The organism is Spirulina sp. CS-785/01 (assembly GCF_028330525.1).
Lineage (GTDB): Bacteria > Cyanobacteriota > Cyanobacteriia > Cyanobacteriales > Spirulinaceae > JAQMSD01.
In genome coordinates this window covers 1-19,112 of the sequence record NZ_JAQMSD010000036.1, presented here as the reverse complement: position 1 = coordinate 19,112, position 19,112 = coordinate 1, and the positions used below count along the sequence as shown (strand labels likewise).

The window sequence follows — 19,112 nt, the reverse complement described above, 5'->3', positions numbered from 1 at the left end:
TCAATTCTTTAGCAGCGTTGAGCAAGGTTAATAGGATTAGCGTATTTTCCCAAATTAGTCCATTTTTTGCTCCCTTAGATGCCGTCAGGCGATTTTATAGTCTAGCTATTGCCACAATCGTATCTGGTTGTGGACGTTCATCCAAAAGATGGGTTAATATGAATAGCGAATAACCGCTAGAATAAAAAAAATCTCCAAGTCATCAAGACTGGAGACGCGACAAAAAATTACCTAAGCACGATCATGGCAAAAAAGACTCATTTCAACAAGGGAGTTGGTGAGCAACTTTCTATTCACTTTCCCCGTTCTGCTGAAATTCTGACCACGCAACAATTCCAAAAACACTTTGAGTTGTCCCCGTCAGAGATTCAGAAAGCAAGAAAACGAGGACATTGGGAAACAGACCATTTCGTGATTCTGTACAAAGCGCGAAATCGTTGGAAAGCGATCGCAGTATAGCCACCAAGAGTAGTTTCTGAACTGCATTGCTTTTTCCCATCCGTAATACCTTGGGCAAGTGCCAGATTCTTCTGGACTTGCCAATCACATCCATTCAATTTGAACCATGACTAATATTGTTAACCTGACCTTTCCCGTCACAGGAAATCAACTTCCGGCTGACCACAATTATCGCTTGTATGCTGCGATCGCAAGCAAACTTCCCCAATTACACGATTTACAAGACCTCGCCATCAATACCATTACAGGCATTCCTGACCGACAAGGGATCATTGAATTAACCCGCAGTTCTCGCTTATGGATGCGTTTACCCGTAGAAGCGATCGCGCAAGTCTATCAATTGGCCGGAGAAACCTTACAAGTAGGGAGGCATACCATTCAACTGGGGAATCCCGAATTACAAACCCTTAAACCCATTGACACGCTCAAAGCCCGTTTAGTGACCATCAAAGGCTATACTGAGCCAGTCCCCTTCTTACAAGCTGCCCAACGGCAATTACAAACCCTTAACATTAACGCTAATATCGGCATTCCAGCCAATCATCAAGGTGAACCCAAACGGTTAACTCTCACCATTCATAAACCCGAACGCAACTATACCATTGTGGGCTTTAGCGTCGTCGTCTCCGATCTAAGTCCAGAGGACTCCATTACCCTACAAATTCAGGGGTTAGGCGGTAAGCGTCGCATGGGGTGTGGGGTCTTTTATCCCAATCTTCCGGTGAATCGTCGCAGCAGAGGAGGACAGGATGCAGCAGCCACTTTTAGCTAAAAGTCTCAAGTATGGGGAACTTCCCCTAGAACAACACCTCATCGACACGGAAACTGCTGTACAGCACATTTTTAAAGGCCGCATTCTCAAAAATTGGTGTCGCTTTTTTGGAGTAACTGATGCAGAGAGGTTTCTGCAACATCTCCGCATTGCTGCCCTGTTTCACGATGTTGGGAAAGCTAATGCTGATTTTATCGCTCTGATTAATGGGAGTCGAGAGAAGCAAACCTTACGCCATGAGTGGATTAGTGCGTTAATCTTGCACTATCCCACCGTTTGGCAATGGTTAGACAAGAGTGGACTTGACCGAGAAGCCATTGTGGCCGCTGTCTTATCTCACCATCTTAGAGCCACTATAAACCACTCTGAGGAAAACTGGGGCCAACCCCAAAACCAGAAAAAAACGGTGAAATTTTACTTAGATCACCCACAAATTCAGCGTATTTTTCAAAAAATCGCTGCAATTGCTGGTTTAACGGGAGTTCCCGAACTGCCTCACCAGTGGGTGAAAGGTCAACCCTTTTGGGAACAACTGTATGATGAGGTGAACTCCATTGGCCGTCAATTCGGTCGCCAAATTAAACGGGATAAAGGGCGACGGGCTTTAGTTTTAGCCCTGAAAGCAGGAGTGATTGCTGCGGATTCCGTGGCCAGTGGAATTTTTCGCACAGATCGGTCTGAAGCCATTCCTCCCTGGGTTGAGCAAACGTTACACTCTCCTTGTCTGACTTCCGAAGAACTGGAAGACAAAATTCTTCAACCTCGCTATAAACAGATTGAGGAAGAACGAAAGCAACCCTTTCAACTAAAACCATTTCAAGAACAAGCACCCAGTTTAGGGGATTATCTGCTGTTATTAAGCGGTTGTGGGACGGGAAAAACCCTCTTTGGCTATAAATGGAGTCAAGGGGTACTGTCTCGCCATCAACTGGGACGTTTAATCTTTCTCTATCCTACTCGCGGTACAGCTACCGAAGGTTTTAAAGATTATGTGGCTTGGGCCCCAGAGTCCGATGCCAGCTTGTTAACGGGAACAGCTACCTATGAACTCAATAACATGGCTGAGAACCCCTCTGAGGCGACAAGAGACAAGGATTACACCCCAGAAGAACGGTTATATGCTTTGGGGTTTTGGGGGAAGCGGTTTTTTTCGGCAACGGTCGATCAGTTTCTCTCGTTTCTCACTCACCGTTATAGCGGGTTGTGTTTGTTGCCTGTTTTAGCGGATTCGGTGGTTATTATTGACGAGGTGCATAGTTTTTCACGGGAGATGTTCGATAACTTAATCAGTTTTTTGGAACATTTCAATATTCCCGTACTCTGCATGACGGCAACGTTACCCCCATCTCGTCAAAAAGAACTGCGAGACTTTTTAGAGGTTTTCCCCACTGCTGAAAATCGGGCTAAATTAGAGGAACTGGAGAAAGCTGAACAACATCCTCGTTATCAGGTGCAGTCCTGTGATTATGATACGGCTTATCGTCACGCGATCGCAGCTTATCAGCAAGGAGAGCGAGAAGGAGAGCGAGTTTTATGGGTGGTTAATACTGTTAACCGATGTCGAGAGATTGCCACATTACTCGAAAATGACCTCCCCACCGAAGTTTTAACCTATCACAGTCGTTTTACGCTGAAAGATCGTCAAAACAGGCACAGTGCAACAGTTGCGGCATTTAAGACGAAAGAAGGAGAACGAAAACCCGCGATCGCAGTAACAACCCAAGTTTGCGAAATGTCCCTAGATTTAGATGCAGACGTTCTCATCAGCGAAACAGCCCCCATTTCCTCCTTAGTCCAACGCTTTGGCCGTTCTAATCGCCATCTGGCCAGAGGGGATGACTTTCGGGCAGCAATTTGGGTTTATCCTGCTGACCAATCTTTACCCTATTTAAAAACAGAATTGGAAAACGCAGAGAAGTTTCTAGGGGAAGTGCAAGGCGAAGTCAGTCAACGGCAACTGGCGGAAGTCTTAGCGAAATATTCCCAGTCAGAACCTCAAGCGGATAGGAATAGTTACTTTGTGCGGGGGGGATACTGGGCAAAATCTGAATCCTTCCGAGAGGGCAATGACTATTCAGTGAGTGCGATTTTAGATAAAGACTTGGACAAGGTAAAGCAGTTAATCGACGATAAAAAACCCTATGACGGCTATATTTTACCCATTCCTAAATCTGCTGTGAGTCCCCAAGAACATCCTGATTGGTTGCCGAAATATCTAGCGATCGCACCTAGCGATAAATATTGTTCTCAACGAGGTTTTGGCCAATGATCGAGCTTACCTATCACCTCGCTGAACTCCCCTCTGTTCAACACCGTGCAGGTTTGGCAGGATTGGTGTTAATGGTGCAAGAACTGTCCCGTTATCCTGAATTTGCAGACCGTGAGGGAGTTGTCCTAGAGTTCAGTGAGTTAGAAGACCCTCATGCAACCTTGCAAGTTAATGAAGCGGGATTACAGGCATTATTTGACTTTACCTATTCTGCCACCCTAGACGAACGTCACACGGATAAAAAAATCAAAAAATACGACCGTGTAGAGGAGATTGAAACCACCGACAAAAAAGGGAAACCCAAAACTATCCAACGGTATTACTATTCGGTGGTTGTCCCCAAAGGAGCATTTTTAGCGGACTGGGATAAATCGGGAGATGAAAACAACGCCGGACTGTGGATTAAACTGTGGCGAGATATGCTTTGGACAATCATTCGAGGCATCCCTACCACCCGCAAATCCTACGATGAACGAGTGGAAGGCAAACCGCCTTATACCAAAGATGTAACAGAAACTTGGAAGGCATTACAAACCCCAGAGAAACTAACTGGCCAAAGAAGTCAATATTATCTGGGGGCAATGACCATTAATCCTGAAAATATCCCCACTCAAGATACAGTTGCCCATCAATTTTTACTCCATTTTTGGGTTTATGTTGCCCAAGTGTATTGTCCGGCGATTTTAAATAAAGATGGGAAACGGGAGATTTCAGGTTATGTATTAGCTATTCCTGATGTTGCCAATCTTGTTGATTTTTGTGATGAATTTAAGGATGTTTTAAATCAACGAGAGCCGCACTCTTACGGATATCGACCTCGTGAAGCGATTATCGATCTTCCTGAAGAAGGGGGGTTAGAATTAATGCGATTAATGTGCGAACGTATCAGTCGCAGAACAGGCAATCAAACTTTAGCCGATCTGATTTTAGGGGTAGAAGTAATTCATGCGGAAAAAGTGGGTAATGTCGTCAAAATTCGTTCTCTGAATTATGTCGAACCATTAACCCGCCAAGTAGATCGCTATGCAGAAATTAAAAAAGCCTATTGGTGTCCTTGGTTTCGCAAACAACGCTTATTAAACTTGCTTCATTCTACACCAGAATCTCCTGAAACCGATGCCCCTTTACAAGAACTTCCCGCTTGGTTAGAGTTTGATGCTTTGTTGAGTCGAATTCCGAGAAAGTGGTTACAAGACCCTTATTTTAATCACGATGCTCGTGAATTATTTAAAAATGAAATCCCTCAAAATGGAGAAAATGCCATGACCACTGAAATTCGTCATTATGCCGAAATTGTTTATCGGGTTTGCCAGCATTATGTACTCAGTAAATTAAACTCAAAATATGGTTTAGACTGGAAAGAATGCCAAGGCAAACCTAAAAAAGAACAGGAATACAATGATAAAAAAACTAAAATTGCCAATGACGCATTTTTAGCCGTGCGTTCTCGTACTGAAGCGCAAATTTTTATTGAATACTTTGTTTCGACGTTGTATCCCTATATTCGCAAAGAAGAATTTCCGGATTTTGCCGAAACGTTATTCAATCAAACTCACGAAATTCGAGCTTTAACCCTGTTAGGATTATCCAGTCAGTTTTCTTCTAGTAAAAAGACGGATCAATCTAACACCAGTAACAACGCTGCTTAATAAACTTTTCCTCTGATGCCGTTAGGTGTATGTATTATTCTCAGGAAACCATAAATCATGACTAATCTCAACTTGTTTGCCACAGTTTTAACTTATCCAGCCCCTTCCGGAAATTATCGGGGTGAGTCGGAAGAAAATCGCACGGTATTACAAAAAATTGCCATTGATGGGCAAAAATACGCCATTATTAGCCCAGAATCTATTCGCAATGCCCTGCGAGAAACCCTAATTTTACTCGATCAACCCCATAATCGTACTCGTCTTTATGAGGAAGATCAGTTAGCTGTTGAATTCAAAGAATTTCCCAATGCTGACAAGTATGCCGATGATTTTTTATTTGGCTATATGGTGGCACAAAATACTGAAGTCAAGGAAATGAAAAAGCGCGATTTACCGCCCAAACGAGATAGTATTTTTCGGTGCAATTTAGCCGTGGCGTTAAATCCCTACAAATATGATGCGGTGTTTCATCAATCTCCCTTAAATGCGGGTAATAGTCCGTGGAAAAATGCCTCAACTTCTGCCTTACTCCATCGGGAAGTGACCCACACCGCTTTTCAATACCCTTTTGCCTTATCTCAACGGGATTGTTTGCAAAAACCGGACTGGGTGAGGGCATTATTACAAGCGATCGCGCAATTAAATGGAGTCGCTGGAGGACACGCAAGGGCTTATTATGAGTTCGCCCCCCGTTCTGTGGTCGCCCGACTCACCCCTAAATTAGTCGCAGGTTATCAAACCTATGGCTTTGATGAAACAGGTCATTTTAGCGAATTAAGTCGTCTCAGTTCCCCCGATGCGGAAGATTGCGATTTACCAGGAGATGAATTTTGGTTAGGGGGTGAAATTGTCCGTCAGTTAAACCCAGAGGACAAAACTCGCTTGGAGAATACAGGGGTTCATCTATTCGCCAATCCTGAAAAATTATTCCATGAACTAGCTGACACCTTTTTAGGAGGTTAAATACTGTGTATCTCAGGCTAAAAGCCCCTTTTGCTGCCTTCCGTTCCTTCCAGTCGGGGTCGTACCGTTCCACGACTCCCATTCCTTCCCCCTCGACGGTGTATGGTCTATTGCTGAATCTTGCAGGGATTGAACAGAGGGGAGAGACAACGCAACCCATTACCCCCATTCGGGAGAATTTACCCTCTATAGAACTTGCGATCGCAATTCCCAGTGGGTCGAATTCCGAAAAAGCCATTTTTAGCCAACAACTCCATACTTATCCCGTCGGTTCATCGGGGAAAGACTTGGCCAAAAAGACCTACGGGGCAAAATATTGGATTGTCCCAGTCCGTCGTGAGGTTTTAGTCAATCTCGATATTGTGGTGGGGGTAAAAGCGACCCAGGAGTTATGCGATCGTATTCTACAAGGACTGAATGGGGAACTTAATGAAACCCGTTATGGCGTACCCTTTGCAGGGGATAATAACTTTTTCTTCGATGAAATCAGCGTCTCTGAGACTACACCGTTCGCACGATGGTATTGTCCCTTAGAGGTAGAAGAACGCCCCAAGCGAGGGGTTTGCCGTCTTACCACTTGGATTGATCGAGAAGACAACACCAAAACACAAACCCAAGTTTTTGTCCCCAGTGAGTTTGTTTTAACGCCACCCGATCAGGCTTGGATTTCTTTGCCACCTCCATAAACTCCAGAACATTAATTGTGTAGGGGCGCAATGCTTGCGCCTCGCCAGTTTAAGGCGCAAAAATTGATAGTCTAGGTGGCATTAATGATGAATTTTCTGAATTTACAAGCACCTCTGGTTGTGAGGGGTTGGGAGTCGCCAAAATTCGCTGTATCTCTGATGGGAGCAGGGTTTTGGCGATTTTTCTTGACTTGGAGGTGCTTGCAAAATGCTGTAAGGCTGATGGGGTCTGGGTTTGCGAGGTTGCGTTTTTGGGGAAAATGGGCTATTTTGGGGGTATGTTACACGAAGGACGGGAGGTGCTTGCAAAGTTGTCTGAGCGTCCTTGTCTGGTGCGGGTTGTAGAATCGGCACTGTGATAACCTTTGATTGCCGTAAGGCGTTGATCACTAGATATCCTTCCGGATATCGAACTCTTCCCCTTGCACCTGTGATAACCTTTGATTGCCGTAAGGCGTTGATCACAAAGCAGAAATTGTTATCAACCGTCACGTAGTCGGGGCTCTGTGATAACCTTTGATTGCCGTAAGGCGTTGATCACCGAAATGTGCTAAAGGAATCCCATACTCTAGCGGCTACCTGTGATAACCTTTGATTGCCGTAAGGCGTTGATCACTATTCGATTTGCTCAACGAGTTTGTCAAACTTAGTCTCTGTGATAACCTTTGATTGCCGTAAGGCGTTGATCACGAATTGGGCGGGGGATTGAATGAGGAAGCGATCGCGCACTGTGATAACCTTTGATTGCCGTAAGGCGTTGATCACTTTCTTGACCATCCATGTTGCAATAACACATTATCTACCTGTGATAACCTTTGATTGCCGTAAGGCGTTGATCACACTTGGATGACGGTCAGGACGGTCAGGATGACCTCCTGTGATAACCTTTGATTGCCGTAAGGCGTTGATCACCCCTGCTAGTTGAGGTGTTCCCCCCGTTAGTTTCTCCCTGTGATAACCTTTGATTGCCGTAAGGCGTTGATCACGAAGAGATTGGCAAAATTTTAGAGGAATGGCGGGCCTGTGATAACCTTTGATTGCCGTAAGGCGTTGATCACGCGACAGAGACGGGAAACCCCGCTACGACTGAGTTAAACTGTGATAACCTTTGATTGCCGTAAGGCGTTGATCACACCGCTATGGCCCAACTCAAAGAAGCCAAAGCAAAACTGTGATAACCTTTGATTGCCGTAAGGCGTTGATCACGATTCCTCGAACACTACTGTCTCCCTCAAAAAGCCCTGTGATAACCTTTGATTGCCATTAGGCGTTTATAATATTCTCTATCAACTCAAGTCGTCAGGAGTTAATGTTTGCCGACTGATAAGCAAAAAGAAACCGTAATCTTTGTGTGTCAATTACTCTCGAATCTTTATCAGCCGATTAATTTATTTCGCTATGATAAACGATTAAAAATTATTTATATTCTAGCAGATCTTAATGATGGCTTAGAAATTGTCATCAATCAAGACGGCAATTGAAACTTTGATCTATGAAAGAACACCTTTCACAAATGAATAATACAGAACTTCGTCAATATCTTTCAGAACACCGGAATGATGAAGAAAATTTTAGTCAAGCCTTAGAAATCTTGATGAATCGAAAACATAATAACTTTAAATATCCTCCCCCATCAGAAATTGATGCAGAAGAAATTGAAGCAATTCTTAAAGACAAATTAAACAAAAAACAGTAGTGTCCTCTTTTTGAGGCAATTTTTCAAAGCGGTAAGGTTTTTGCCGCTTTCTTTTTTTAGGTTAAATTTTAGAGCTACTTTTTTCTCTATTATGACACAAAGTTTGCCTATAGAATCAACAAAAATGCAACAAACAATTCGCGTCTCTGCATTGCACGCTTTTGCCTATTGTCCGCGCCTATTCTACCTCGAAGAAGTTGAGGAACTTTATACTCAAGATGCGGCGGTTTTTGCGGGACGCAGGTTGCACGCGGAAATTGAACGGAATGAGGAAGAGGACTGGGAAGACCTGTATCTGGAAAACGAAACCTTGGGATTGCGGGGCCGTGTGGATGCGTTGCGGACTCGTGAGGGCCAATTAATCCCCTATGAACATAAACGGGGACGGTGTTATCGAGATGAGCAGAAACAAGCGCAAGCGTGGGAGAGTGATAAACTGCAAGTGCTTGCCTATTGTTGCCTCATTGAAGCAGCTTTAGGGACTCCCGTGGCAGAAGGACGCATTCGCTATCATGCTGATAATGTTGTAGTACATATTCCCCTTGATGATAGCGGACGGGATTGGGTACACCAAACCATTGCAGCAGCAGGAATGCTCCGTCACTCTGCCTATCGTCCCCCCGTGACGGAGAATGAGCAACTCTGTCAACGGTGTTCTCTTGCTCCCGTCTGTCTCCCGGAAGAAGCACGACTGGCCCATCATAAGGAAGTGTCCTCCTTGCGACTCTTTCCCTCAGATGATGAGCGACAAATTATCCATGTCCTTGAACCTGGTTCGCGTTTGGGACGGACGGGAGAACGGTTAAAATTAACGCGACGCGATCGCACTCCAGAGATTTTCCCCACTCAACAAGTCGGCCAAGTAGTGTTGCACAGTTTCTCACAAATTTCTACCCAAGCTCTGCATTTTTGCGCTAGTCAAGGGATAGGAGTCCATTGGATTTCCGGAGGAGGCCGCTATGTGGGGAGTTTTGAGCAGCGACGGGGGAGTATTCAACGTCGTCGTTGGCAATACAAGGCATTAGCGAATCCAGAGGCTTGTCTCACTTTAGCACAGACGCTGGTTGCGGGTCGTGGTCGGGGACAGCGACAGTTTTTGATGCGGGGGAAACGCAATCTCAAGGGTAAAGTCGCGCATCTTGAAACAACAATTGCTCAAATGAAGGCCATTCTTAAACAAGTCCCGGATGCGTCCTCCTTGGAGACGTTATTGGGATTGGAGGGGAAGTTAGCGGCCTTATATTTTGGGGCATTGCCTCATATTATCTCATCGCAAGTCCCGCCAGAACTCCAGTTTAACCACCGCAACCGTCGTCCTCCCAAAGACCGCTTTAATGCTATGTTGGGGTTTGGCTACGCGCTGCTGCTCAAGGATGTGATGAATGCGATTTTAACGGTGGGTTTAGAGCCTGCCTTGGGATTCTATCATCAACCCCGTTCGCAAGCTCCTCCGTTGGCGTTGGATTTAATGGAGTTATTTCGCGTTCCCTTGGTGGATATGCCGATTTTGGCCTCTATTCATCGCGGTCAATGGGATGTTGAGGCAGATTTTACCATCCGGGGGGAGCAAGTTTGGTTGAGTGATTTGGGCCGTCATAAGTTTGTGGAGTTGTATGAACAGCGTAAGGCACAGACTTGGAAGCATCCCAAATTGGGGTATTCGCTGACTTATCGGCGGTTTTTGGAACTGGAGGTGCGCTTACTGGAGAAGGAGTGGTGCGCTGAAGGGGGGTTGTTTGGCCAGTGGGTTGTCCGCTAAGGGGGAAGTATGGCTGAACGACATTATTGGTATTTGGTGGCCTATGATATTCGCTCTCCTAAGCGGTGGCGACGGGCTTATAAGATTATTACGGGATATGGCGATCGCGTACAATATTCTCTGTTTCGCTGTTGGTTGACGCAGCGACAACGGGAGAAGTTACGCTGGCAGTTGGAGGAGGTTCTCACGGAGGAGGATGATCTGTTGTTGATCCAGCTTTCGGCCCAATGTATCCGTAATCTCGCGCTCTATAATCGTCCCAATGCTTGGCAGCAGTGGGAGTCGGGCTATCGGATTTTCTGAATTTACAAGCACCTCCGCTTGTGAGGGGTGGGGAGTCGCCAAAATTCGCTGTATCTCTTGGAGGAGCAGGGTTTTGGCGATTCTTGTACAAACCCTCAGTGGGTGGGGTTGGGTTTCACTGCGCTATCCACAAATGTTATATTATAGTTCGAGGGATGTCACAGTATCCGAAAAGTTGAGTTTTTGAATGACTCATCCAGATTTATCTAGAATTTTGACCCAAATTCGTCAAGGATTAGAAAAACTGTATGGTACTGATTTAGAGTGTCTTATTCTCTACGGTTCTCAAGCTAGGGGAGATGCTGAACAAGACTCCGATATTGATCTTTTAATTTTGCTCAAACGGCCTTTTGTGTATGGGACAGAAAGCGATCGCATTTCAGAATTAGTTGCAAATCTCTGTCTAGAATATGCTGTGGTCATCTGCTGCACATTTGCCACAGTCCAAAAATACCAAACCTATGATAGCGGTTTCTTCAGAAATATCCGTCAAGAGGGAGTAACAGTATGACTCCAGAGCAACAAAGACTATTAGACAAGGCCGAGAAAACCTTACAAGCGGCACAAATGTTAAAAGATGCAGGATTTTCTGATTCTGCCGCTTCTCGCGGTTATTATGTCATGTTTTACATCGTGAGTGCCTTTTTGGAAGGTGACAAATTATCATACGCTCGACATTCTGCTGTCATCGCTGCATTTGGACAAAAATTTGCCCGCACTCAGCGTGTTCCTGTGCAGTTCCATCGTTACTTAATTGATGCTCAAAAAACACGCATTGAAGCAGACTATAATGCCAGTATAGAAATTAGTGTAACAGAAGTAGAGCAAATTCTGAATCGTGCTGTAGAAATGTTCAATTTTGCCTGTGTTTATATTGATTCTCTCCTTCCTCCATCTCCTTAATCTCTCGTAAATCATTAAATTTTCACAAGCACCTCCGCTTGTGAGGGGTTGGGAGTCGCAAAAATTCGCTGTATCTCTTGGGGGAGCAGGGTTTTGGCGATTTTTCTTGCTTGGGAGGTGCTTGCAAAATGCTGTAAGGCTGATGGGGTCTGGGTTTGGGGGCTTGCATTTTTTGGGAAAATGGGCTATTTTGGGGGTAAGTTACACGAAAGACGGGAGGTGCTTGCAAAATGCTCTGAGCGTCCTTGTCTGGTGCGGGTTGTAGAATCTGCCGTGTGATAACCTTTGATTGCCGTTAGGCGTTGATCACACTTGTATTTTTGGTGGTGGGGGGGGCGGCTCTGGGGGTGTGATAACCTTTGATTGCCGTTAGGCGTTGATCACCTGGATGCGATTGTGGAGTGGCTTGGATTTAAGATTGTGTGATAACCTTTGATTGCCGTTAGGCGTTGATCACCAAGCATACACGCTGGTTTGTGCGGATTGAGTCTCAGTGTGATAACCTTTGATTGCCGTTAGGCGTTGATCACCTTTGTCGATGGAGATGAGCCAGCGATTTTGCTCGTGTGATAACCTTTGATTGCCGTTAGGCGTTGATCACTATGATTATCTCTATTCCAAGAATCTAGGTCTTCAAGTGTGATAACCTTTGATTGCCGTTAGGCGTTGATCACCCAGTCCGACATGATGGAATTGCAATTGATGGAAATGGTGTGATAACCTTTGATTGCCGTTAGGCGTTGATCACTTTGTAGTTTCTAATGAAGATGGTGTGAAAACTCAGTGTGATAACCTTTGATTGCCGTTAGGCGTTGATCACTATATCATTTTAACCACTCTTTCCGAGATACTTCTAGTGTGATAACCTTTGATTGCCGTTAGGCGTTGATCACTAACCACACATTTAAGCATAATCCGCTTATTAGATTGTGTGATAACCTTTGATTGCCGTTAGGCGTTGATCACTAAATATATTCTCTTATTACTAAACAATCTTTAGAAAGTGTGATAACCTTTGATTGCCGTTAGGCGTTGATCACTGACTTTTGGCCAAATGGATTTTAACCGGGGAGAGGTGTGATAACCTTTGATTGCCGTTAGGCATTGATCACGAGAAAAGCCCAAAGCGTTGAGGACTTGGGCTTTAGTATGATACCCTCAGACCGCCGTTAGGTGTTAATCACTCCTTCTTTGGGGGGCGTTTTTTGTTGAAGGAAGACTCCTACTGCCTTGAAGGGTGGGAGTTGTCAACACGACACCTGTTATACACCACAAAGGAGGCCTCATAATGCGCAAAAATAACCGCATCATCGTGATCATGTCGATGCTGTCGGCAGTCGGTGCAATGTTTTTGGCACTCAATCAGCCCATTATCACATTGTTCTTTTGCTCCATTGCCATAGTTGGACTTGTGTTTGCTGCTGTGCGTGAAAGCAACCAAAAGAACCAGAATAATGAATAATAGCGTAAGCCCTAAAGGGCTTACTACGAACCTAGATTAACCGGATTGGATATTAATGGTTTGCGTTTCCATCACCCCATCAACCCATCCTTACAAGGTTGGGTGTTGTGTTGCTGTTGCTACACCCAACCGACGGGTTATTTAGTGATGATGGTGATGGCCGTGATCATGATCATGATCATGATGGTGGTGGTGGCCATGACTATGATCATGGGTTGCTTGTTGGGGGTTAACCACAACCGCAGTCTCCGATAATAACGCCTCAATTTGCGAATTTGCCCATTGTGCCGCCATTTGTAAAAACTCAGGATGATCATTCACACAAGGCATCCGCACATAGGTTACTTTGTAATACTTCTGTTGCAGTCGCTCTAAAATGTGATCTACATCTAAAATGGTTTCGTGGTTTTCGGTGGCAAAGCCAATGGGCATCATGACAATGGCCGTAGCCCCTAACTCAATTAAGTTTTTCGCTGCTAACTCTGCATTGGGTTGGGTCCATTCGATTAAGGGAGTGTCGTGGTTTAACCAACCCACCGAGATTAAGGGATATTTGTTGATCAGTTTTTCCCGTACTTTTTCGTACAATGCTTCACTCTCCATGATGCCAGAGGTAAAGCCTTTGGCTTTGTGGGGACATCCGTGGTTGAGGAGGACAATTCCGGTTTGGGAGGGGAGATGGGCTACGCTGAGGTCATTTTGGATTTTTTCTTCGACTAGGCGGGCTAATAACTCAATATAGTCCTCTTGGTTATAAAAGGAGGGGATATAGCGCGTCCCGGTTAACCAGTGATCTCCCTCTCCTGCGAGTTGGGTGAGGGCGTTGTTGACCTGTTCTACAGCAATGCCACTGGTGAAGATGGAGTCCACCACCAGGAGGGGATAGATTAAGAGTTTATCAAAGCCTTCGTCTTGGACTTGTTCGAGGACTTGTTCGGGGAGATAGGGTTTACAAAAGTTAAAGGCTTTGAACACTTTAACGCGATCGCCCCAGGTTTTTTGTAATTCCTGTTCAATCCCCACCCGTTGCTGTTCAAAAATCTGGTTGTGAGGGGAAATGAAGTTCCCGTGTTGGTGTCCCCACTCATGGAGGTCAAAAATCGCCAGGAGTTTGGCCAAGGGGGGATAAATCCAAGTCGGGACCGGCGCAAACTTAGCGGTTAAAAGATTTAATGCCTGTTCGTTGTAGTTGGCAAAATCTTCATAACTCTCCACCTCACCATACCCCATCAATAAGACGGCCACTCGGTCGTTTCCTGATGTGGGGGTTTGGTCTTGTTGGACTTTTTCCGGGGTAGCAACCACGTCACAACTCCTTTGAGTTCAATACTTTCTGTCAGTGTAACAAATATGCCCTATGGGGGGATATGACGAAGGAGGGAACTCGGTTACTGAGGTTGAATGGCGACCCGCCGCAAAGGTCTATAATCGGCGTATCATGGACTTTCTCGCGTTACCCTGAGTTTGCCAGTTATAAAGCTCAATCGGGATTATTATTACCTAAACTGTTTGGACGTGATCGCCCAATTGATGAACAATCGGTTAACACCTAACGCTTATTACGCTGTAATGGGAATATAATTGGGTTGTTCTTTCACTCGCTCAATCCAGTTTAAAATATGGGGAAATTTGTTCAATTCAAATCCTCCTTCATCGGCCACATGGGTATAAGCAAAGAGGGCAATATCGGCGATGGTATATTGGTCTAATACAAAAAATGGGTGATTTGTCAAGTGTTTTTCTATCACTTGTAAGGCGGCATAACCGGGGTCACGCTTTTGGTTAATTAAGTCTTGATATTTTTCAGGTTGCTTTAATAAGGAAATCCAGTAACGGGAGGTGGCAATATAGGGTTCGTGACTATATTGTTCAAAAAATAACCATTGTAAGATTTGGGCGCGTTCCCAGCGACTATTGGGTAAAAAGTGGGTTTCGTCGCTGAGATAGTATAAAATTGCATTAGATTCGGCTAAGAATTTTCCTTCCTCTGTTTCTAAGACTGGGACACGACCGTTTAAGTTTTTTTCTAAAAATTCTGGGGTACGGGTTTCTTTTTGAAAGATATCAATTTCGACTTTTTCAAACTCAATTTGTAATTGCGATAGGAGAAGGCGAATTTTATAACAGTTGCCAGAGGGTTGCGATTGATAGAGACGAAAGACCATGAAGGATTAACAGAGATGAGGGTTTAAGGGTTCAGTGTATCATTGTTTAGAATAGCTTACCTTTAACCTTGGGTTAAAACCCAAGGCTAAGAGCGAAAACCTGTTAAAACAGGTTGAGGATGCGAAGTGAAAACCTGTTAAAACGGGTTGAGGGGGCGAAGTGAAAACCTGTTAAAACGGTTGAGGGGGCGAAGTGAAAATCTGTTAAAACGGTTGAGGGGGCGAAGTGAAAATCTGTTAAAACGGGTTGAGGGCGCAAAGTTAGGAAATCATGAATTTTGAACAGTACATTGCCAATACTTTCTCCATGACGGAGGAAGTCTGGGAAAAACACGCTAACCCGTGGAGTTTCTGGACTCGCTTCACCGTGTTACCTCTGCTGATTTTGGCGGTGTGGAGTCGGGTTTGGTTGGGGTGGGGCGCGATCGCGCCTATCCTGCTTGTGATACTCTGGACTTGGCTCAATCCCCGACTCTTTCCCAAACCAACCTCAACCTGCAACTGGGCTTCTAAAGCGGTTTTAGGGGAGCGCGTGTGGCTCAATCGAGAGCAAGTGGCTATTCCCGAACATCATCAAACCGCCCCGATCATTTTAAACCTGATTTCTGCATCAGGACTCCCCTTTCTCCTCTGGGGACTTTATACATTGTCCGTCTGGCCTACCCTACTAGGGACTGTCCTTGTTTATCTTGCCAAAATTTGGTTTGTCGATCGCATGGTCTGGTTGTATCACGATATGCAAAATGCAACCCCCGAATATCAATCTTGGTTGTATTAACGGACGGGAATTTCCCCCTGTTCAATTGGCATTAGGATGTAAAGATTGTTAAAGTACGAAAGGTGACGAGACAAAAGGGGGTAAGGCGCGAATGCTACGACTCGAAAATATCAGCAAAATTTATCCAAACGGTGAAGTCCTGAAAAATGTAACCTGGGAAGTCAAAGAAGGCGATCGCATTGGCCTTGTCGGGGTGAATGGTGCAGGGAAATCGACACAACTGCGCATCATCATGGGAGAAACCGAACCCACATCAGGAAACGTGGTGCGCCCCTCCAACCTCCATATTGCCTATTTAACCCAAGAATTTGAAGTGGACCCCACCCGCACGGTCCGGGAGGAGTTTTGGACAGTATTCACTGAAGCTAATGACGTGCAACACGCGATCGCGCAAGTCACCCAAGACATGGAAACCGCCGCTCCCGACGAACTCGAAAAATGTATCAACAAATTAGACCAACTCCAACGCCAATTTGAAGCCCTCGACGGATACGGCCTCGAAGCGCAGATTGAGAAAATTTTACCCGAAATGGGCTTTAGCCCCGAAGACGGCGATCGTTTAGTCAGTTCCTTTAGTGGGGGGTGGCAAATGCGCATGAGTTTAGGGAAAATCCTCCTACAAAGCCCCGATATCCTTCTCTTGGACGAACCGACCAACCATTTAGACCTAGAAACCATTGAATGGTTAGAGAACTATTTGAAAAACCTGAAAACCCCCATTGTCATCGTCTCTCACGACCGAGAATTTTTAGACCGTCTCTGCACCCAGATCGTCGAAACTGAGCGCGGCGTTTCCACCACGTACTTAGGGAATTACTCAGCCTACTTGCAGCAAAAAGCCGAAAATATTGCCGCCCAACAAAGTGCTTACGAACACCAACAAAAAGAAATCGAAAAACAACAAGCCTTTGTCGAGAAATTCCGCGCCAGTGCAACCCGCAGCACCCAAGCCAAAAGCCGGGAAAAACAACTGGGAAAAATGGAGAAAGTGGAAGCCCCAACCGGAGGCTTAAAAAGCCTCAAATTCCACTTTCCCCCCGCCCCTCGTAGTGGTCGAGAAGTGGTGACAATTGAAGATGTGGTGCATACTTACGAAGACAAAATATTATTTTTAGGCGCGAATCTCTTAATTGAACGCGGCGATCGCATCGCCTTCCTCGGCCCCAACGGATCCGGAAAATCTACCATCTTACACATGATGATGGGAATAGAAACCCCCCAAGAAGGAACAGTCAAACTAGGGGAACATAACGTCATTCCTGGTTACTTTGAACAAAACCAAGCCGAAGCCTTAAACCTAGAAAAAACCGTCATGGAAACCATCCATGATGAAGTCCCCGACTGGAAAAACGAAGAAGTCAGAACCTTATTAGGTCGTTTCCTCTTTAGTGGCGAAACCGTCTTTAAAAAAGTAAAAGCATTAAGTGGAGGAGAAAAAGCCCGTTTAGCCCTAGCCAAAATGCTCCTCCGGCCTGCCAACCTAATGATTCTCGATGAGCCAACCAATCACTTAGATATTCCGGCCAAAGAGATGTTAGAAGACGCACTGCAAGAATACGACGGGACAGTCATTCTAGTGTCTCACGACCGTTATTTTATCTCCAAAGTTGCCACCAAAATTGTCGAAATTCGGGACGGAGAATTAGTCGTTTATAATGGCGATTATCACTATTATCTGGATAAACTAGAAGAAGAACGAGAACAAGAATTAATGCGTCTCGAAAAAGAGAAAAAAGAAGCGAAAAAACGAGAAAAAGCAGCGAAAAAACGGGAGAAAGAAAAAGCCAAAAAGCAGAAAAAGAAAGTTACGGCTTAACAATTAACCATTAACAATGAGCAATATTGGCTATGCTCAAACGTATCCCCATAATGCTATATAACAAGTGAGAGACTTGTGGAGAATTGAAAGTAAAGCTGTTCGCGGAGCGTGTCCCCCCAAGGGAAACGCGCTCCGGCTGAATGCTTACGTCTATCAACCTGTTTTAACGGGTTTCAGCTATTAGCGACTCGACGGAGCATCGCCGAACGTCTGAGCATCGCCGAACATCCTTGGGTTTAAACCCAAGGCATATAAAGCTAGCATTACTATGAACAGATCACCCTCGACTTCCGCCTATGAACCCCGTTGACTATCTACGAATTAGTCTCATTGACCGTTGTAACTTTCGCTGTCTCTACTGTATGCCAGAAGGGGCAAAACTAGACTACATTCTTCAACAAAACTTACTCACCCATCAAGAAATTATTACCCTATTAGAAGGCGTTTTTATCCCCCTAGGGTTTCAGAAATTTCGCCTCACCGGAGGAGAACCCTTACTGCGTCCAGGAGTGGTGGACTTAGTGCGAGACATTGCCCGTTTACCCGCAACCCAAGATATCGCCCTCTCCACCAATGCCTTTCTCCTCGCTCAATATGCCCAAGACTTGTACAATGCGGGCTTACATCGGCTGAATATTAGCCTAGATTCCCTCAACCCAGACACCTTTGACAAAATTATCGGCACAGGGGGAAAAAGTCGCTGGAAACAAACGTGGGAGGGCATACAGGAAGCCCATCGGGTGGGGTTCGACCCCTTAAAATTAAACACCGTAGTGATTCCGGGGGTGAATGAAGGGGAGGTGTTGGACTTAGCGGCCTTAACCCTAGATCGGAATTGGCACGTGAGATTTATTGAATTTATGCCCATTGGCAATCCAGAATTATTCGGCGATCGGGCCTGGATTCCCTCGGAGGAGTTGCGATCTTGGATTCGCCAACAGTGGGGGTTAGAAGAAGCCACCGTGCGCGGCAATGGTCCGGCGGATGTATTTCGCATTCCGGGGGCCAAAGGGACATTAGGCTTTATTTCTCAGATGTCCGAGTGTTTTTGCGATCGCTGTAACCGAATGCGTCTCTCCGCCGATGGTTGGTTGCGGCCCTGCTTACTCAACGAAACCGGACAACTGGACTTAAAAACCCAACTCCGAGAAGGGGTAAGCATTCCCCAACTCCGTCAACAAGTCCAAGGGTTACTAGAGTTAAAACCAGAAATTAACTTTAAACAACGAGAAACTGGCACAGAAACCGGACTCTATCACCGTACCATGTCCCAAATTGGCGGATAGGGGTTGACATCTCCCGCGCTGAAAGACGCGGGATTCTTCTCATCCCAGAATTAGTTTCAAGGAAGGAAGCGTTTTAGAGTTACGACTGCCCACCGCAACTGACTCAATAGCAATCCGTTTGATCAAAACGGCACTATTTTCAT

The 19,112-nt window shown here is 45.3% G+C and carries 17 protein-coding genes and 2 CRISPR repeat arrays; of the genes, 15 read left to right on the top strand and 2 right to left on the bottom strand.

Annotation, left to right across the window (positions count from 1 at the left end; all coding sequences use genetic code 11):
- Positions 1–565: 565 nt before the first annotated feature.
- From cas6 to PN462_RS01565, 12 genes are all read left to right on the top strand, one after another.
- On the top strand, positions 566–1,231 hold the full coding sequence (gene cas6, locus PN462_RS01620; RefSeq protein WP_272126128.1) for a type I-MYXAN CRISPR-associated protein Cas6/Cmx6: 666 nt from the start codon (positions 566–568) through the stop codon (positions 1,229–1,231).
- The gene (cas3, locus tag PN462_RS01615) at positions 1,209–3,500 is read left to right on the top strand and encodes a CRISPR-associated helicase Cas3' (protein WP_272126127.1); all 2,292 of its coding nucleotides are present in this window, start codon (positions 1,209–1,211) and stop codon (positions 3,498–3,500) included. The genes cas6 and cas3 overlap by 23 nt, the downstream gene beginning before the upstream one ends.
- On the top strand, positions 3,497–5,149 hold the full coding sequence (cmx8, locus tag PN462_RS01610) for a type I-MYXAN CRISPR-associated protein Cmx8 (protein ID WP_272126125.1): 1,653 nt from the start codon (positions 3,497–3,499) through the stop codon (positions 5,147–5,149). Before cas3 ends, cmx8 begins: the two co-directional genes overlap by 4 nt.
- A 57-nt stretch (positions 5,150–5,206) precedes the next feature.
- Positions 5,207–6,112: a hypothetical protein gene (locus PN462_RS01605; RefSeq protein ID WP_272126124.1), complete on the top strand. Its 906-nt coding sequence runs from the start codon at positions 5,207–5,209 to the stop codon at positions 6,110–6,112.
- A 5-nt stretch (positions 6,113–6,117) separates the two neighbouring features.
- The gene (gene cas5, locus PN462_RS01600) at positions 6,118–6,798 is read left to right on the top strand and encodes a CRISPR-associated protein Cas5 (RefSeq protein WP_272126123.1); all 681 of its coding nucleotides are present in this window, start codon (positions 6,118–6,120) and stop codon (positions 6,796–6,798) included.
- Between the two features lie 353 nt (positions 6,799–7,151).
- Positions 7,152–8,076: a CRISPR direct-repeat array (repeat unit 37 nt; unit sequence CTGTGATAACCTTTGATTGCCGTAAGGCGTTGATCAC).
- 35 nt (positions 8,077–8,111) lie between these two features.
- Positions 8,112–8,279 carry a DUF6888 family protein gene (locus PN462_RS01595; RefSeq protein ID WP_272126122.1) on the top strand — a complete coding sequence of 56 codons (168 nt, stop codon included), beginning with the start codon at positions 8,112–8,114 and terminating at the stop codon, positions 8,277–8,279.
- 11 nt (positions 8,280–8,290) lie between these two features.
- Complete coding sequence (locus PN462_RS01590; RefSeq protein ID WP_443029036.1) at positions 8,291–8,494, top strand: DUF6887 family protein; 204 nt, start codon at positions 8,291–8,293, stop codon at positions 8,492–8,494.
- Positions 8,495–8,618: 124 nt separating this feature from the next.
- A complete protein-coding gene (locus tag PN462_RS01585) occupies positions 8,619–10,253 on the top strand; it encodes a type I-MYXAN CRISPR-associated endonuclease Cas4/Cas1 (protein ID WP_272126119.1) in 1,635 nt (544 codons plus the stop codon).
- Positions 10,254–10,262: 9 nt separating this feature from the next.
- Positions 10,263–10,556 (top strand): CRISPR-associated endonuclease Cas2, encoded by a 294-nt coding sequence (gene cas2 / locus PN462_RS01580; protein WP_272126118.1) that lies wholly within the window; start codon positions 10,263–10,265, stop codon positions 10,554–10,556.
- 187 nt (positions 10,557–10,743) lie between these two features.
- Entirely contained in the window at positions 10,744–11,067 is a 324-nt protein-coding gene (locus PN462_RS01575) for a nucleotidyltransferase domain-containing protein (RefSeq protein WP_272126117.1), read from the top strand.
- A complete protein-coding gene (locus PN462_RS01570; protein ID WP_272126116.1) occupies positions 11,064–11,459 on the top strand; it encodes a HEPN domain-containing protein in 396 nt (131 codons plus the stop codon). The genes PN462_RS01575 and PN462_RS01570 overlap by 4 nt, the downstream gene beginning before the upstream one ends.
- 273 nt (positions 11,460–11,732) lie before the next feature.
- Positions 11,733–12,571: a CRISPR direct-repeat array (repeat unit 37 nt; unit sequence GTGTGATAACCTTTGATTGCCGTTAGGCGTTGATCAC).
- Positions 12,572–12,747: 176 nt separating this feature from the next.
- Positions 12,748–12,921, top strand: coding sequence for a hypothetical protein (locus PN462_RS01565; RefSeq protein ID WP_272126115.1), 174 nt, complete (start codon positions 12,748–12,750; stop codon positions 12,919–12,921).
- 141 nt (positions 12,922–13,062) lie between these two features.
- On the opposite strand, the gene PN462_RS01560 is transcribed toward PN462_RS01565, so the two are convergent.
- On the bottom strand, positions 13,063–14,226 hold the full coding sequence (locus PN462_RS01560; protein WP_272126114.1) for a ferrochelatase: 1,164 nt from the start codon (positions 14,224–14,226) through the stop codon (positions 13,063–13,065).
- Between the two features lie 254 nt (positions 14,227–14,480).
- Positions 14,481–15,086 carry a glutathione S-transferase family protein gene (locus tag PN462_RS01555; protein WP_272126113.1) on the bottom strand — a complete coding sequence of 202 codons (606 nt, stop codon included), beginning with the start codon at positions 15,084–15,086 and terminating at the stop codon, positions 14,481–14,483.
- Between the two features lie 271 nt (positions 15,087–15,357).
- Here PN462_RS01555 and PN462_RS01550 point away from each other — a divergent pair, with 271 nt between their 5' ends.
- The 3 genes from PN462_RS01550 (at position 15,358) to moaA (ending at position 18,969) form a co-directional block, all read left to right on the top strand.
- Positions 15,358–15,864 carry a DUF6653 family protein gene (locus PN462_RS01550; protein ID WP_272126112.1) on the top strand — a complete coding sequence of 169 codons (507 nt, stop codon included), beginning with the start codon at positions 15,358–15,360 and terminating at the stop codon, positions 15,862–15,864.
- Positions 15,865–15,955: 91 nt separating this feature from the next.
- Positions 15,956–17,680 carry an ABC-F family ATP-binding cassette domain-containing protein gene (locus tag PN462_RS01545; RefSeq protein WP_272126111.1) on the top strand — a complete coding sequence of 575 codons (1,725 nt, stop codon included), beginning with the start codon at positions 15,956–15,958 and terminating at the stop codon, positions 17,678–17,680.
- A 299-nt stretch (positions 17,681–17,979) separates the two neighbouring features.
- Positions 17,980–18,969: a GTP 3',8-cyclase MoaA gene (gene moaA / locus PN462_RS01540; protein WP_272126110.1), complete on the top strand. Its 990-nt coding sequence runs from the start codon at positions 17,980–17,982 to the stop codon at positions 18,967–18,969.
- Positions 18,970–19,112: the final 143 nt, after the last annotated feature.